The organism is Qipengyuania intermedia (assembly GCF_019711615.1).
Taxonomy (GTDB): Bacteria; Pseudomonadota; Alphaproteobacteria; order Sphingomonadales; family Sphingomonadaceae; genus Qipengyuania; species Qipengyuania intermedia.
Genome location: NZ_JAIGNS010000003.1, coordinates 18109 through 34062, shown reverse-complemented (window position 1 = coordinate 34062; position 15954 = coordinate 18109). Strand labels below are relative to the sequence as shown.

Here is a 15954-nt window from a genome sequence, read left to right as displayed (position 1 = left end):
AACGGAAGTTTCTGGGGGCGCAGGGATGAAGCATGCAATAACCGGGGCGTTGATCACGCTCGCTGCGATGGGCCTCGGACTTTTCTGGTACCAGGGGCGGGCGGAAGTGGAAGAAGCTGCCCCGCCGCCGGATCTTTCCTCGCTCCTGATGGATGACGCCGCCCCGGAAGGCCTGCCGATTGCGGATGCTGCGAACATGGTGGGACCGACCCCGCCCGAGGCCAGCGAACTGACCAAGGAACAGCAGCGTTTCTTCCGCTACGACCGGGATCGAGACTGGCGCATTTCGCGTACCGAAATGCTCTCCACGCGGACGGCAGCGTTCAGGAAGCTCGACAAGGACGGCAACAATTTGCTGACCTTCGAGGAGTGGGCAGTGACCACGGTCGACAAATTCGAAGGTGCCGACGCCAATGGCGACAACGAGCTCACTCCGGGCGAGTTTGCCACGACCCGGCCGAAACCGAAGAAGCGGACGTCGCGCTGCGCCTGCTGATCAGGCTGGCACTGCCTCAAGGTTTGCAATCCACTCGCCCATCTCGGCCTTGGCGCGCGAGGTGTAGGCTTCCTTGCGCTGCTTCTTCTTGACCTCGTGGAGAGGAGGGAAGAGGCCGAAATTGACATTCATGGGCTGGAACGTGTCCGCTTCCGCATCGCCGGTGATGTGGCTGAGCAATGCCCCGAAAGCTGTGGTGCGCGGGGGCGCCGTCCACTCGGTTCCAGACATCTCGGCTGCTGCCATCATCCCTGCCATCAGACCCACTGCCGAGCTTTCGACATAGCCTTCGCAGCCGGTGATCTGGCCGGCGAAGCGGATGTGCTCCGCGCCGCGAAGGCGCAGCTGGCGATCCAGCACCAGCGGAGAATTGATGAAGGTATTGCGATGCAGGCCGCCCAACCGGGCGAACTCCGCATTCTCCAGTCCGGGGATGGTGCGGAACAGCTCGACCTGTGCGCCGTACTTCAGCTTCGTCTGAAAGCCGACCATGTTCCACAACGTGCCGAGCTTGTTGTCCTGGCGGAGCTGCACGACCGCATAGGGCCAGCGCCCCTGAGGATGTTCTTCCGTTGTGTCGTAAGGATTATCGAGGCCAACCCCCTTCATCGGACCGTAGCGCAGCGTTTCCACCCCACGCGCAGCCATGACCTCGATCGGCATGCAGCCATCGAAATAGGGCGTATCGGCTTCCCACTCGCGAAACTCGGTCTTCTCGCCGTCCATCAACCCCTGGTGGAAAGCGAGGTACTGCTCCTTCGTCATCGGGCAATTGATGTAGTCGCCATCCTCGTTGGAGGCCTCGGTCCGCTTGTTCCAGCGGCTCTGGATCCAGCATTTCGACATATCGATGCTGTCGCGGTGAACGATGGGCGCGATTGCGTCGAAGAAGGCGAGCCGGTCCTGACCTGTCGCACCGACGATGCTTTCAGCGAGCGATTGGGCGGTGAGGGGGCCTGTCGCCACGATGGTCGGCCCGGACGCGGGGAGGGTATCGACCCGTTCCCGCACCACCGTCACATTCGGGTGTTCGTCCAGCGTGCGCTGCACCTCTGCCGAGAAGACGTCACGGTCGACTGCCATGGCGCTTCCCGCTGGGACTCGCGCGACTTCGCCTGCGCGCATGACGATGCTGTCGAGCCTGCGCATCTCATCGTGCAGCAGGCCGACTGCGTTCTTGTCGCTATCGTCGGATCGGAAGCTGTTGGAGCAGACAAGTTCGGCCAGCCCGTCGGTCTGATGTGCGGCCGTCGTTTCTCCGCTGCCTCGCATTTCGGACAGGCGCACCTTGAACCCGCGCCGCGCCAATTGCCATGCCGCCTCGCTGCCCGCGAGACCGCCGCCGATAATCTGGATGTCGTGTGTCATTGCGCTGCGCACCTAGAGCTTGCACATGCCCTCTATCAAGGCTTACCGACCGGCAAAGAGGGGAATCCATGCCAAAACGCGCCTTATCCGAACATCGTCCATACTTGCTTGCCAGCCTGATCGCGGCAATCAGCTTTTTCTTCGTGGAAGATGATCCCATCGGCGGCATTTGGTTGATGGGATGGAAAGCAGCAGGCGTGGGCTTCCTTGCGGTTTATGCCGCGCATCGCGGGAAGGGCTTCGACGCATGGCTGATCGCAGCCGTCATGGCCTTCGGAGCGATGGGCGATGCAATGATCATGGTGAGCTTCCTGATCGGAGGCGGGCTCTTCGCCATCGGCCACCTGATCGCAATCTGGCTTTATCTGCGGCATAGGCGCGCGGCGACCACCGGAAGCCAAAAAGCGACAGGGTTAGCATTGTTGATCTTCACGCCGATCCTTGCCGCACTGATCACCTATCCACTTCCAAATTGGCAACTTGCCGCAGGCTACAGCTTCCTTGTCGGGGCGATGGCGGCAGCAGCCTGGACCAGTAACTTTCCGCGTTACCGAGTGGGTGCTGGCGCAGTGCTGTTTGTCGTTTCAGATTTGCTGATCTTCGGTCGGGAAGCCGGCAGGGTACCCTATGAGCTCGCGGAGTGGCTCATCTGGCCGCTCTACTACGGCGGGCAGTTCCTGATCGCGACCGGTGTGGTCCAGACTCTGCGGCACCCGGAGTTAAGAGCGGAAAAGGCCTAGGGCTGCCACGCCGCGATTGTCGTGCGGTGCAGTTCGCGCCGGTGTCCCTCGTAACCACCGGTGGCCTTGTGCAGGACGGCGCGATTGTCCCACATCACAAGCATGTCCGGTTCCCACTTGTGGCGATAGATGAATTCTTCGCGCGACTGCCATTCGGCAAGCTCGGACAGCAGGGCGATTGCCTCGGACTGCTCCATGCCCTCGATCCCGATGATGTATCCCAGCGTTGAGTAAAGGCACTCCGCACCTGTCTCCGGATGCTTCTGGACCAAGGGGTGCGTCCTGGTTTCGCGCGCCGTCTCGTTAGGCCGGATCGCCATCGATCGGCCTTGGTCCCGCTCTCCGTACGTGCCCTCGGGTGCATAAGCTAGCTGAGCGCTGTGGATCGCGGTGAGCCATCTCAAATAAGCTTTCCGCCCATCGGGCAATGCTTCGAAAGCGGCCTGCTGGTCGGCGAAGAGCGTGTCCCCGCCGGTAGACAGAATATCGACGGCGAGGAGGCAGGTGCCAGCGGGCGGATGGTCGAGGAAGCTCCAGTCGCTGTGCCAGTTCTCGGCAAACAGCGGACTGGTCTCGTCAGCCTCGCGCAGGATCGCGGCAATGTTCTCGCGCCCGTCGATAGGGTCGAAGAAGGGATCGTCCCCGAATCCGCCCATGGCGAGGGTAAAGCGTTCCAGATCGTCATCGCACATAGCCTGGCCGGGAAAGGCCAGCACCTTGTGCTGCAGCCAAAGTGCGCGAACGCGGGCGATTTCAGGCTCGGAAAGAGCGCGGGACAGGTCGACGCCGGTTACCCTGGCGCCGAACGGCCCGTTGCTTCTTTCCGCAGCGATGCTCACCCGCCGGGCTCACCTTCGATGTTCTTGTCCGAATGGGCGGTGGTGTAAGGCTCGGTCGTCTTCGCGGCATTGTCCGCGATTTCTTCCGCAATTGCCTCTTCCGCCTCGTTTTCCGGCTCTTCCGTCTCGTCGATCAAAGCCGCACCGACGATCTTCTCGCCCTTGGCGACATCGAAGATGCGCACACCCGAAGACCCGCGTCCCGAGATGGAGAAGCCCTTGTGGTCTTCGAACCCGTTGGGAATTTCGTGACGGAAATCGATCGGGAGGCGGATCAGCTTGGCCTGGTCGGTGACCAGCATCAGCTGAGCGCCGTGCCTTACGGGGAAACTGCCGACGACCGGGCCGTTGCGTTCGGGATTGCTGTCAGGCGTGCCGATATTCGTCAGGCCCTGACCGCCGCGCCCGATGGTGCGATATTCGTACGCAGACGAGATCTTTCCGTAGCCGTTGGCAGTCAGCGTGAGGATGAACTCCTCCGCCTCTTCCATCGATGCAACGGTATCGGCGTCCAGCGTGTGGACCGCGTCATTGTTCTTCCAATGCGCAGCGCGAAGATAGGCTTCGCGCGTTTCCATGTCGGCAGAAAGCGGATCGAGAACCGCCATCGAAACGACCTTGGCGTCGTTCTTCAGCGTCATGCCGCGCACGCCAATGCCCGTCCGGCTCTTCGTTTCGCGCGCATCGGTGGCGGCAAAGCGGATTGCCTTGCCGGAATCCGATGCAAGGAACACTTCCTGGTTTTCGCTCAGCAGTTCGACGCCGATCAGGCGATCCCCGCTGCCTTCCACGAAGCCCATCGCATACTTGCCGTTGCTCGGTACGTTGGTGAACGCATCCATCGAGTTGCGGCGGACCATGCCCTGTTCCGTCGCGAAAACGATGTTGAGCTTGGACCATTCTGCTTCGTTCTCGGGCAGGGCGAGCACGTTGGTCACCCGCTCCTCGTCGCCAAGCGGCAGGAGGTTGACCATCGGCCGACCCTTGGTCTGCGGGCTGCCTTCGGGCAGTTTCCAGACCTTCATACGATAAACACGTCCGGTATTCGTGAAGAAAAGCACAGGGTTATGCGTCGAAGTGACGAACATTTCGACGACTGCATCCTCGTCCTTCGTCGCCATTCCGGAGCGGCCCTTCCCGCCGCGCGCCTGGGCACGGAAGGCTTCAAGCGGCGTGCGCTTGATGTAACCGCCATGCGTGACCGTTACGACCATCTCTTCGCGTTCGATGAGATCTTCGTCTTCGATCCCGTCCCATGCGGGCGCGATCTCGGTAATGCGGGGCGTGGCGTAGGTCGCGCGGATCTCGTCCAGTTCTTCGCGCATGACACCGTAGAGCTTCACGCGGTCGGCAAGGATCGAGAGATACTCTTCGATGGCGATCGAGAGTTCCTTGAGTTCGTCACCGATTTCGTCGCGGCCGAGCGCGGTCAGGCGGTGAAGCCTCAGGTCGAGGATCGCCTTCACCTGCCGTTCGGACAGGCGATAGGTTCCGCCGTCCTGTTCGTCGGTCGGTTCGATCGCTTCGACAAGCGCGATATACTGGCCGATGTCGCCAATCGGCCATTCCTTCGCCAGCAACTTGCCGCGGGCTTCCGCGGGGTTGGAAGAGCCGCGGATCATCGCAACCACCTCGTCGAGGTTGGAAACGGCTACCACGAGGCCGAGCAACGTGTGAGCCCGTTCACGCGCCTTGTTCAATTCGAACTTGGTGCGGCGCGTGATGACTTCTTCACGAAAGGTGATGAAGGCCTGGATGAACTCGCGAAGGGTGAGCACTTCCGGCCGTCCGCCGCGAATGGCGAGCATGTTGGCGGGGAAGCTGGCCTGAGCCGGGGTATAACGCCAGATCTGGTTTAGCACGACCTCGGGCGAGGCATCGCGTTTGAGATCCACGACGACCCGCACGCCTTCGCGGCTCGATTCGTCGCGGATGTCGGAGATACCTTCGATCCGCTTGTCCTTAGCGGCTTCCGCGATTTTTTCGACAAGGGCGTTCTTGCCGACCTGATAGGGGATGGCGGTGAGGACGATCGACTGGCGATCCTTCGCCTTGGTTTCGACCTCATGGCGCGCCCGCATAAGGATCGAGCCGCGACCCGTCGTATAGGCGCTCCGCGCGCCGCTCTTGCCGAGGATCAGCGGAGCGGTCGGGAAGTCCGGACCCGGGATGATCTCGAACAGCTCTTCACTGGTGATCGCGGGATTATCGATATAGGCGAGACAGCCGTCGATCACTTCGCCGAGATTGTGCGGCGGGATATTGGTCGCCATGCCGACCGCGATACCGCCGGCACCGTTCACCAGCAGGTTCGGGAAGCGAGCCGGGAGAACGGTCGGCTCCTGCCGCGAACCGTCGTAGTTGTCGGTGAAATCGACCGTGTCCTTGTCGAGATCGTCGAGGAGCGAGTTGGCGACACGCGCCAGCCTTGCTTCGGTGTAGCGCATGGATGCAGGCGGATCCGGGTCCATCGATCCGAAGTTGCCCTGGCCATCGACCAAGGGCACTCTCAGCGACCAATCCTGGGTCATGCGGGCCAGTGCGTCGTAGATCGCCGCATCGCCGTGAGGGTGGTAGTTACCCATCACGTCACCGACGATCTTTGCGCTCTTGCGATAGGGCCTGCCGGCGACGAAGCCGCCTTCCTGGCTGGCGAAGAGAATGCGGCGATGAACCGGTTTCAGCCCGTCCCGAACGTCGGGCAGGGCGCGGCTGACGATCACGCTCATCGCGTAATCAAGATAGCTGGTCTTCATCTCATCGACGATGTCGATGCGGGTGTATTCGGAGCCCGGAGCCGGGTTTTCCATCAATTCGGTTTCGTCAGACAAAACGCTGTGTTTCCATGATCTGCGATCGAGGGATCAGTTCAAGCGGTCACTGTAGGGGAAGCGGCGGACTCATGCCAATTTTAAGGGGTGGGAGTGGGCTGAATCTGGCGCTTTTTCCACATATGTCTTGAGGCCTTTCGCATCGCTTTGCTGAATGGCCGGTCAGGGCGTCATTCAATGTCCATTCAGCGCGAAATCCCTACAAGATTTGCAATGAGAGCGTATAAAGGCCAATTGCCGCACCGTTGAGTGAATTCGGCGCCCCCGCGCTCATTCCCCTATCCACTCTTGGGAGTTAAATGATGATTTTCACCCGTCTTTCCAAGGCTTCGAGCACGTCTTCGGCGCTCGCCCTTGCCATGATCCTCGGCGCAACCGGTACAGCTGCGACCGTCGCGCTGGAACAGCCCGCTTTCGCGCAGAAGAAAAAGAAGGACGATAAGGCCGACGCGAAGAAGTATTCCGACGGATTTATCGCAGTCTACCAGCCTCTTTCGGAGCAGGTGAACGGTGGCGCGCCCGACTGGACTGCCATCAAGGCCCAGCGCCCTGCCATCGTCGCGGCGATCGAGACCGATGACGACCGAATGGTTGCCGGCAACCTGATCTACAGCATCGGCACCAACCTCGAAGATCGCGCCCTGCAGCAGGAAGGCGTGGAGCTGATGCTTGCCAGCGGCAAGGTCGCACCGGAATCGCTCGGCCAGTACAATCTTCTTGCGGGCCAGCTTGCCTATAACGCTGACGAATACGCGAAGGCGCGGACTTACCTGATGAAGGCGGTCGAGCTTGGCGCCACGCAAAGCCAGCCCGAGGGCCTGATTGCCGAATCCTATTTCACGGAAGAAAACTACAAGGCCGGCCTGGACTATCTCGCAACGGCAATCGCTGCGCGTGAAGCTGCCGGCGAAGAGATCAACGAACAGTGGGTCCGCCGCGGCCTCCAGATGGCCTACAACAACCAGATGAAGACCGAGCTGAACGATTTCGCGCAGCTCTTCATCAAGCACTTCCCGAGCCAGCAGAACTGGGGCGAAGTCGTTGCCATCACCGCTTACGGCGGCGGTTGGCAGAATCCGGAAATCCTCGACCTCATGCGCCTGGCGCGTGATGCCGACGCCCTGCGCGACGAGCGCATGTATGCCGACTACATCGACAGCGCCGATTATCGCCGTCTTCCCGGTGAAGTCGCTGCCGTCATCAACGAAGGCTACACCAAGGGCACTCTGAAGCGCACGGACAGCTACGTTTCGGAAATCTTCGGCATGGCCACCGATCGCGCGGCAACCGACCGCAATGATCTCAAGGGCATCCTGACCGGTGCACGCGGAGCGGCCGACCTGAAGACCGTCATGACCGGTGCCGACCTGGCACTAAGCTATGGCGATTATGCGGCTGCGGAAGCGCTTTACACCAAGGCACTGGGCCTTGCTGGGGTCGATACCAATCTCGCCAACACCCGCCTCGGCATTGCACTGCTCGAACAGGGCAAGAGCGCGGAAGCTATCGAGACCTTCAATGCCGTGACCGGCCAGCGTGCTGCCATTGCCAACCTGTGGGCGATTTATGCCGAACAGCAGGGCGGCATGTAAGAACGCAACCTTCTGATCGAGAAGCGGCGCGGATCCCACCCGGGGTTCGCGCCGTTTTCCTATCTAACGCAGGCGTTTGACCCAAACCGTGTTGTCGCGGCGCTCGACCTTGAATTGCTCGATAGCCTCAAACAGGTCTGAAAGTCGCTTGAAACCGTAGTTGCGCACATCGAAGCTGGACCGGTTGCCAGCGATCTGGCCGACCTCTCCCATCTGGGCGAATCCGTCATCGTCTCGCCGAGCTGCTTTCCATGCCGTGCCGAGCAGTTCGACAAGTTCTTCGTCGATCCCGCCTTTCGGCTTCTTGCCATTCTGCTTTGGCGTATCGGGCTCGTCCGAAGCGCCCTTGATGAGCGCGTCGATATCGATGAAGCGCGTGCAGGCGCTCTTGAAGGCGTCTGGTGTCTTGTTCTTGCTCCCGAAGCCGTAAACGAGCAGACCGTCTTGCCTGAGGCGGGTCGCGAGCGGGGTAAAATCGCTATCGGAACTCATGATGCCGAAGCCGTCGACCTTGCCCTGGTAGAGGAGGTCGATCGCATCGATCGTCATCGCCATGTCGGTGGCATTCTTGCCCGCCGTCATGTCGAACTGCTGGTAGGGCAGGATGCCGTATTTGTGGCTTAGCGGCCCCCAGTTTGCCAGGTTCGGCTTGGTGAAATTGCCATAGGCCCGCTTGATATTGACCTGCCCCAGTTCGGCCATGACTGTCAGGACCGGATCGATCCCCTTGGGCGAAGTGTTGTCCGCATCGATCAGCAGCGCGATGTTTTGTAGAGGTTTTTCAGGCATGGGTGCTCCTTGGAGTTACAAAGGCGCCCTTGCAAGTCACTTCGCAGGCTGGAATTCGCGTGTCTCTTCATCGCGCACGTAGAGAACACCCTCTGCAATCGAGAAGAATGCTCCACGTAGCTTGAGCGTGCCTTCGGCTTCGCCTTTCTGAACACAGGCGAAGGTCCTAAGATTGTCGAGGCTGACGCCGACAGCTGCAAGCTCCATCGCGCGTTCGGCCTCCCGCCCTTCGGTGCCATATTTGGCCGCCACCTCGTCGCGAGCCTGATCGAGCAGGCCCACCCAATTCGCGATAAAGCCGCCTTCGCCCAAGGCATTGCCGTAAAGATCGCGCGACAATGCGGCCTGACAGCCCCCGCACATGCCGTGACCCATGACGACGATTTGCCGGACCTTTAGGAAGTTTACAGCAAACTCCAGAGCCGCGGAGACACCGTGCTGGCCGGGTGTGTCCTCGAACGGCGGAACCAGTGCGGCGACATTGCGCACGACGAAAATTTCGCCCGGATCGACGTCGAAGATCTGGGCAGGGTCCACACGGCTGTCGGAGCAGCCGATGATCATCAGCTTGGGGCTCTGCCCCTCGGCTACGAGCTTGTCGTAACGTTCCCTCTGCTCGGGATAGCCGTCGGCGCGGAAGCGATGATATCCGCGCAGTAGCTCGGTAAACTCGGGCATCAGAAACGCTCCCCCCGGATTACCTCGACGTCCCACATCGACAGAAGCAGGCCATGGCTGGTCAGGATCGGCGCAATGTCTTCCGCCAAGGCCATAGCCTTGTCCTGGGGAGCTATCGTCAGGATCAGCACCTTGTCCGTTCCCATCACGCGTTCTTCGCGCCAGCGGCCTTCGCGGCCCTTGCCGGACTGGACAGGCGTAACGGTCCATCCGGTAATACCTGCACGGTCGATGGCATCGGTAACGCGCCGCTGAAGCGCCGTGTCGGTCAGTATCTCGATGCGTTTCCGGATGACGGTTTCGATCATATCAAGTCCCTCAGGCGGCAGCCAGACGGCTCGCCAAAGCACCAATCAAGCCGATATTGACTAGGATGTTGAACGGGAAGGTCACGCTTAGCGACATGGTGAGGTAGATGCCGGCATCCGCCTGTGGCAGGGCGAGGCGCATAGCCGCTGGCACGGCGATATAGCTGGCACTGGCACACAGCACGCCAAGTGCGGCTGCAGAGCCGACATCGAGGCCGATTGCGCTGCCCAGTATCGTTCCGAGCGCTCCGTTCACCAGGGGCAGGAATATCGCCACGAGAGCGAGGCGGACGGTCATTGCCCGCGCATCCATCAGGCGCCGCGCCGCGATCAGGCCCATGTCGAGGAGGAACAGGCACAGGACGCCCTTGAAACCTGCCTGGAAGAACGGCTCGACATCGGAAAATCCGCTCGCGCCAGAAATCATGCCGATAGCGAATGCTCCAAGAAGGAGCACCACCGACGCATTGAAGAACACTTCATGCAGCAGCTCGCCCGTTCCCTGATCGTTTTTCGCATCCGTCTTGTCGATCGCCTTGCGGGCAAGCAACAGGCCGGTGAGGATCGCCGGTGTCTCCATCGCAGCCATTACCGCGACCATGAAACCGCCCGGCGGGATGCCACGAAGTTCATACACTTCGACTGCGGTCACGAATGTCACCACGCTGACCGAACCGTAATGGGCCGCCACTGCGCCGGAATTTAGCGTATCGAGTTTTGCAAATCCCTTGAGGACTGCAAACGCGAACAACGGGATGAGGAAACTTGCACCTATACCTGCAAGCAGGGCGTGGGCGACCGTCGTGTCGACACCGCTTTCCGAAACGGCGACCCCGCCTTTGAGGCCGATCGCCGCCATCAGGTAGAGCGACATGCCCTTGGCGAGAGCTTCGGGAACCGCAAGTTCGGATCGCGCAAAGGCCGCAAGCATGCCCAGCACGAAGAACAGGATCACGGGAGATGTAAAGGTCTCAAGCGTTGCGGCATCCATGCGCGTCTCACTAGAATGCGCCGGGTGCAACGGCAAGTCAGCAATCGGCAACATATCCACGGGTTGCTTGGGAGGCCGCGCAGGCCTAGATGGGCGGCGCAATGAACGACCTTTCATCCGCTCCCGCCCCCGAAGACGAACGCCCGCGCAAGCAGCGCAAGCCGGACTGGATCCGGGTGAAGGCACCCGTCAGCAAGGGTTATCAGGAAACGCGCAAGCTGATGCGCGACCTGAAGCTCAACACCGTGTGCGAAGAAGCGGCCTGTCCCAATATCGGCGAATGTTGGGACAAGAAGCATGCAACGGTTATGATCCTTGGCGATGTGTGCACGAGGGCTTGCGCGTTCTGTAACGTTAAGACTGGCATGCCCCGCCTCGTCGACCCGATGGAGCCGGAAAACGTCGCGATTGCGGCTGGCCAGATGGGCTTGCAGCACATCGTTATCACCAGCGTCGACCGCGACGATCTACCCGATGGCGGTGCGGGTCAGTTCGTGAAAGTGATCAAGGCCTTGCGCCGTGAGACGCCCGACACGACCATCGAAATCCTTACGCCCGACTTCCGCGGCAAGATGCGCGCGGCGGTAGAGGCGATCTGCGAAGCGGGTCCCGATGTCTACAACCACAATCTGGAAACCGTGCCGCGTCTCTACCCCACGATCCGGCCTGGCGCGCGCTATTACGCCTCGCTGCGGTTGCTGGAAGAGGTGAAGTCTCACGATCCGATGATTTTCACGAAGTCGGGCATCATGCTCGGCCTCGGCGAGCAGCGGCTCGAGGTGCACCAGGTGATGGACGACATGCGCAGCGCCGACGTCGATTTCATCACCATGGGCCAGTACCTCCAGCCCACGCCGCGCCACGCGAAGGTGGAGGATTTCGTCACGCCGAAGGCTTTTGCAGCCTATGGCTCGATTGCGCGTGCGAAGGGCTTCCTCCAGGTCGCCTCGAGCCCGCTGACGCGGTCGAGCTACCACGCCGGCGACGATTTTGCGCAAATGCGGGCGGCGCGCGAAGCCAGGCTTGCGAAGGAGCAGGCGAGGGCGTCCGCCTGATGCCAGGCATCACCGAGACCCGGCGGCTACCCTACAGCTGCGAGCAGATGTTCGACCTTGTGGCGGACGTCGGCAGCTATTCCAAATTCCTGCCCTGGGTCGTCGCGACGCGGGTGCGAAGCGACACCGAGACAGAAATGGTCGCCGACATGCTCGTCGGCTTCAAGGCGATCCGCGAGAAATTTACCTCCCGCGTGGTGAAGAGCCGTCCTGATTTCATCGAGGTGTTCTACGTCGACGGTCCCCTGAAGGATCTAGATAACAAGTGGACGTTCCGCTGCCTGCCCGATGGCGGGTGCGAGATCGATTTCTGCGTCGATTTCAGCTTTCGCAATTCGGTCTTCGAAGCGCTTGCCGGTCAGTATTTCGATCGCGCATTCCGCAAGATGGTCGAGGCGTTCGAAAAGCGCGCCGACGATCTTTACGGCCGCGAGAACGCCGCAGCGAACCTTTAAGGCAGAAGCAGGTCCAGCGCGCAGAGCGTCGCTTCCTTGCGTATCTCGGCACGCGATGTCGGCTCGAAACGTCTCAGCTCGCCTTCCGGTTCGCCCTCGTCACCGCGCACGACCTTGGCGAAGACGACCGTGCCAACCGGCTTGAGTTGCGTTCCCCCGCCGGGACCCGCCACGCCGCTGATGGCCACGGCGACATCTGCATTGCTGCGCGCAAGCGCGCCCTTGGCCATCGCCCATGCGCAGGCAATTGACACCGCGCCGAAGGTCTCGATGATATCGAGCGAGACGTCGAGCATCTCCATCTTGGATTCGTTCGAGTAGGTCACGAATCCGCGGTCGAGCACGGCAGACGAGCCGGGGATTTCAGTCAGCGCAGCTGCCACCAGCCCGCCCGTGCAGCTTTCCGCCAACACGACCTTGCGACCGGCGGCCGCGTTTTCCTCGATTACCCGCTTGGCGAGTTCGTCGATTTCGTCAGGGAGTAGGGCGTGGAGCGTCATGCTCACCTCATGTGTCAGTTGCGGATCACCGTTGCGACAGCCTGTGCAGCAATCCCTTCGCCGCGGCCGGTGAACCCGAGCCTTTCGGTGGTGGTCGCCTTCACCGATATGCTGTCGATGTCAACGCCAGCGAGTTCTGAAATCCGCGCCCGCATTGCGTCGCGATGGGGTCCGATCTTGGGTTCTTCGCAGATAAGGGTAAGGTCGATATTCCCGACCCGATATCCTGCCTCGCCCACCAGTTTGACCGCGTGCAGCAGGAACTTGTCGCTGCTGGCGCCCTTCCATTGCGGATCGCTCGGCGGAAAATGATCGCCGATATCGCCGCGCGCCACTGCGCCGAGGAGTGCATCGACGATCGTGTGGAGCGCCACGTCGGCATCGCTATGGCCGGACAGGCCCTTGTCGTGCTCGATCCGTATCCCGCCGAGCCACAATTCCTCGCCAGCGACAAGGCGATGCACGTCGAAGCCCATGCCGGTCCTTACGTCGGGTGCCTCGCTCACGAAATCCTCCGCAAATGTCAGTTTTTTCAGGCGCTCGTCACCATCGACCAGTGCCACATCGCCGCCATGTGCGCGCAGGACCTGCGCATCGTCGCCGGCATCTAGTCCGGCGGTCCATGCCCTATGCGCCTCGCGGATCGCATTAAAACGAAAGGCTTGGGGGGTCTGCACCCGTCGCAGGACATCCCTGTTCGCCGATCCGGACATGACCCCGCCGGTATCGATGGCGAGGCTGTCGACTACCGGGAGCGTGGGGATCGCACCTTCGTGGCTGTCCAACGCCGCCAGCAGGTCTGCGATCACGGCGCGCGGGACGTCCGGGCGCGCCGCATCATGAATCAACACGTGCTCGGCATCGCCTACAGCGTCCAGTGCCCTTGCAACGGACTCCTGGCGCGTATCGCCACCTTCGACTAATGTCACTTGCAAGCCGCTCAAGGCGTCTTCCGCGAGCTTTTCGCCTCCGGGAGGGATGGCAACGACGACAATGGCGGCGCCCTCCGCCAGGAAGGTTTCGACCGAATGCCGGACCACGGGCTTCCCGCGCCACATGGCGAACTGCTTTGGAAGCGGCTGCCCGGCGCGCACGCCTTTGCCGGCAGCGACGACGATCGCGGCGAAGGAGGGGTGGGGGAGATGGTCTGCCATCGCCTTGCCCGCTAGCCGCTTGCCGTTTTCGCTGCAACGCACTATGTGCCTGCCCAATTATTAGGCACACGCGAAAATCATGAGCGCCCATCCCAAACCGCCCGTAGCACCTGCGCCGATCGACATCGGCAATGTCCGGATCGACACGCCTGTCGTTCTGGCCCCGATGACGGGTGTCACGGACCTGCCGTTCCGCAAGATGGTGCGGCGGTACGGCTCGGGCCTCAACGTGACCGAAATGATCGCCAGCGAGGCCGCCATCCGCGAAACGCGCCAATCGGTCCAGAAAGCGGCGTGGGACCCGACCGAAGAGCCGGTATCGATGCAGCTCGTGGGCTGCGACCCGGCCAGCATGGCCGAAGCGGCCAAACTGCAGGAAGGCAATGGCGCCGAAATCATCGACATCAATTTCGGCTGTCCGGTCCGAAAAGTCGTCGGGCAACTCGCCGGGTCGGCCTTGATGCGCGAAGTCGGCCTTGCGACCAAGCTGATGGAATCGACGGTCAAGGCGGTGAACGTGCCGGTGACGGTGAAGATGCGGATGGGCTGGGACCACTCCGATCTCAACGCGCCTGAGCTTGCGCATATTGCCGAGGATCTCGGCGTGAAGATGGTCACCGTTCACGGCCGCACGCGCAACCAGATGTACAAGGGCAGCGCCGACTGGGCGTTCGTGCGCAAGGTCAAGGATGCGGTTTCCATCCCGGTGATCGTGAACGGCGATATCTGCACAGTGGATGATGCCGCCAAAGCGCTCGACCAGTCGGGGGCCGACGGCCTGATGATCGGACGCGGCGCCTATGGCAAACCGTGGTTGCTTTCCCAGGTCATGCACTGGTGGCGCACCGGCGATGTCCTCGAAAGCCCGAGTTTCGACGAACAGTACGAAGTGGTGGTCGAGCATTACCGCGATATGCTGGAGTTGTACGGCGAAGATGTGGGCGTGAAGATCGCGCGCAAACACCTCGGCTGGTACACCAAGGGAATGCACGGCTCTGCCGAGTTCCGTAATCGTGTGAATTTTATCGACCAAGCCCCTGTTGTGCTTGATGAACTTGAGCGCTTCTACGAACCGTTTCTCAAGCGGCGAGCAGCGTGAGCGAAGCGCCCTCGGCGTCGGTACAGCTTGCAGGAATGGTCTTTGCCGTCCTGCTCGTCGATCCTGAAGGCCTTGTGCATGAAGCCAATCCCCCGGCCGAGGAATTGCTTGGAAAGAGCGCCCGCCGGATTGTCGGCTGCAGACTCCTCGATCTGATGAGCATCGTGCCGGAGCGGGTGGAAGAATCCTTGCTGAAAACGGATACGCAGTTGATCGCGCGCGGCTTGACCGTCAGTGCCGGCGGGCGCGATCACAAGGTCAATCTGAGCTGTTCTCCTCTTCACGCCTACCCGGGCTGGCGCGTCATCACCGTGTCCGAAGCGGGGCAGGGCGGTAACGAGAACGAAGACGAAGACCGCACGGAACTGCGCGCACCTGCGGTGCTGGCCCACGAGATAAAGAATCCGCTCTCGGCCATTCGCGGCGCCAGTCAGCTGCTGGCGAAACGCGTGAGCGAGAAGGACCGGCCGTTGGCAACCATGATCGAGGGGGAGGTTGCCCGCATCGCCGAACTGATCGACCGGATGCAGCAGCTGGGAAGCTCCAATCCCGTCGAGACAGAACCCTGCAATCTCCACGAGGCAATCCGCGGAGCGATGGCAACGGTAAGGGCTGGGCGTAAAGGTGCATGCGAACTGGTGGAGGAATTCGACCCCTCGCTGCCGCAAGTCCAGGCCGATCGAGGCGCACTCGAGCAGGTGCTGATCAACCTCCTCGCTAATGCCTGCGATGCGAGCGTGGGTGTGGACGATGCCCGCGTCGTGGTTCGTACACGCTTCGTGAGCGGCCTCGTGTTTTCGGCCATCAGGCTGGGCAAGCCTGTTCGCCTGCCGGTCGAGATTACCGTCACCGACATGGGAGACGGCGTGCCTCCCGAGCTGCGCGAACAGATTTTCGAGCCCTTCGTCTCCGGCAAGTCGCAGGGACAGGGCCTTGGCCTAGCCCTCGTCCGCAAGCTGCTGCGCGACATGGGCGGAAGGGTCGCCCATGAACGCGATGAGCGCGCAGGCCTGACCCATTTTCGCATCAACCTGCCCGTTGCGCAGAAGGAAAGCTGAT

At 61.4% G+C, this 15954-nt stretch carries 16 protein-coding genes; 7 read left to right on the top strand and 9 right to left on the bottom strand.

The window, feature by feature from the left end; genetic code table 11:
• Positions 1-25: 25 nt before the first annotated feature.
• Positions 26-496 (top strand): EF-hand domain-containing protein, encoded by a 471-nt coding sequence (locus K3179_RS11990; RefSeq protein WP_221565701.1) that lies wholly within the window; start codon positions 26-28, stop codon positions 494-496.
• Here K3179_RS11990 and trmFO read toward each other — a convergent pair whose 3' ends face one another.
• The gene (trmFO, locus tag K3179_RS11985) at positions 497-1864 is read right to left on the bottom strand and encodes a methylenetetrahydrofolate--tRNA-(uracil(54)-C(5))-methyltransferase (FADH(2)-oxidizing) TrmFO (RefSeq protein ID WP_221565699.1); all 1368 of its coding nucleotides are present in this window, start codon (positions 1862-1864) and stop codon (positions 497-499) included.
• Between the two features lie 104 nt (positions 1865-1968).
• Here trmFO and K3179_RS11980 point away from each other — a divergent pair, with 104 nt between their 5' ends.
• The gene (locus tag K3179_RS11980; protein ID WP_247713042.1) at positions 1969-2604 is read left to right on the top strand and encodes a lysoplasmalogenase family protein; all 636 of its coding nucleotides are present in this window, start codon (positions 1969-1971) and stop codon (positions 2602-2604) included.
• Here K3179_RS11980 and K3179_RS11975 read toward each other — a convergent pair.
• Positions 2601-3443, bottom strand: coding sequence for a TauD/TfdA dioxygenase family protein (locus K3179_RS11975; protein ID WP_345722890.1), 843 nt, complete (start codon positions 3441-3443; stop codon positions 2601-2603). The genes K3179_RS11980 and K3179_RS11975 overlap by 4 nt on opposite strands.
• The gene (gyrA, locus tag K3179_RS11970; RefSeq protein ID WP_221565695.1) at positions 3440-6274 is read right to left on the bottom strand and encodes a DNA gyrase subunit A; all 2835 of its coding nucleotides are present in this window, start codon (positions 6272-6274) and stop codon (positions 3440-3442) included. Before gyrA ends, K3179_RS11975 begins: the two co-directional genes overlap by 4 nt.
• Positions 6275-6573: 299 nt before the next feature.
• Between gyrA and K3179_RS11965 the strand changes: the two genes are divergently transcribed.
• On the top strand, positions 6574-7866 hold the full coding sequence (locus K3179_RS11965) for a hypothetical protein (RefSeq protein WP_221565693.1): 1293 nt from the start codon (positions 6574-6576) through the stop codon (positions 7864-7866).
• Positions 7867-7929: 63 nt separating this feature from the next.
• Here the strand turns inward: K3179_RS11965 and K3179_RS11960 are convergent, their stop codons facing one another.
• From K3179_RS11960 to K3179_RS11945, 4 genes are read right to left on the bottom strand one after another with little or no spacing between them, the layout of a single operon-like run.
• Positions 7930-8655 carry an NYN domain-containing protein gene (locus tag K3179_RS11960; RefSeq protein ID WP_221565691.1) on the bottom strand — a complete coding sequence of 242 codons (726 nt, stop codon included), beginning with the start codon at positions 8653-8655 and terminating at the stop codon, positions 7930-7932.
• 36 nt (positions 8656-8691) lie between these two features.
• Positions 8692-9333, bottom strand: a complete 642-nt coding sequence (locus K3179_RS11955) for a carbonic anhydrase (RefSeq protein WP_221565689.1) — start codon at positions 9331-9333, stop codon at positions 8692-8694.
• Complete coding sequence (locus tag K3179_RS11950) at positions 9333-9641, bottom strand: P-II family nitrogen regulator (RefSeq protein WP_100261280.1); 309 nt, start codon at positions 9639-9641, stop codon at positions 9333-9335. The genes K3179_RS11955 and K3179_RS11950 overlap by 1 nt, the downstream gene beginning before the upstream one ends.
• A 10-nt stretch (positions 9642-9651) precedes the next feature.
• Positions 9652-10632 carry a sodium-dependent bicarbonate transport family permease gene (locus K3179_RS11945; RefSeq protein WP_221565687.1) on the bottom strand — a complete coding sequence of 327 codons (981 nt, stop codon included), beginning with the start codon at positions 10630-10632 and terminating at the stop codon, positions 9652-9654.
• A gap of 101 nt (positions 10633-10733) precedes the next feature.
• Between K3179_RS11945 and lipA the strand changes: the two genes are divergently transcribed.
• Both lipA and K3179_RS11935 read left to right on the top strand, forming a co-directional pair.
• Positions 10734-11687 carry a lipoyl synthase gene (lipA, locus tag K3179_RS11940; protein ID WP_221565685.1) on the top strand — a complete coding sequence of 318 codons (954 nt, stop codon included), beginning with the start codon at positions 10734-10736 and terminating at the stop codon, positions 11685-11687.
• Positions 11687-12142 (top strand): type II toxin-antitoxin system RatA family toxin, encoded by a 456-nt coding sequence (locus K3179_RS11935; protein WP_221565683.1) that lies wholly within the window; start codon positions 11687-11689, stop codon positions 12140-12142. The genes lipA and K3179_RS11935 overlap by 1 nt, the downstream gene beginning before the upstream one ends.
• Here K3179_RS11935 and K3179_RS11930 read toward each other — a convergent pair.
• Both K3179_RS11930 and K3179_RS11925 read right to left on the bottom strand, forming a co-directional pair.
• Positions 12139-12642, bottom strand: a complete 504-nt coding sequence (locus K3179_RS11930) for a CinA family protein (RefSeq protein ID WP_221565681.1) — start codon at positions 12640-12642, stop codon at positions 12139-12141. The genes K3179_RS11935 and K3179_RS11930 overlap by 4 nt on opposite strands.
• 14 nt (positions 12643-12656) lie before the next feature.
• The gene (locus K3179_RS11925) at positions 12657-13796 is read right to left on the bottom strand and encodes a bifunctional 2-C-methyl-D-erythritol 4-phosphate cytidylyltransferase/2-C-methyl-D-erythritol 2,4-cyclodiphosphate synthase (protein ID WP_221565679.1); all 1140 of its coding nucleotides are present in this window, start codon (positions 13794-13796) and stop codon (positions 12657-12659) included.
• A 79-nt stretch (positions 13797-13875) separates the two neighbouring features.
• Between K3179_RS11925 and dusB the strand changes: the two genes are divergently transcribed.
• Together dusB and K3179_RS11915 are read left to right on the top strand one after the other, a co-directional pair.
• Positions 13876-14895 carry a tRNA dihydrouridine synthase DusB gene (gene dusB, locus K3179_RS11920; protein WP_221565678.1) on the top strand — a complete coding sequence of 340 codons (1020 nt, stop codon included), beginning with the start codon at positions 13876-13878 and terminating at the stop codon, positions 14893-14895.
• Positions 14892-15953 carry a two-component system sensor histidine kinase NtrB gene (locus K3179_RS11915; RefSeq protein ID WP_345722883.1) on the top strand — a complete coding sequence of 354 codons (1062 nt, stop codon included), beginning with the start codon at positions 14892-14894 and terminating at the stop codon, positions 15951-15953. Before dusB ends, K3179_RS11915 begins: the two co-directional genes overlap by 4 nt.
• Position 15954: the final 1 nt, after the last annotated feature.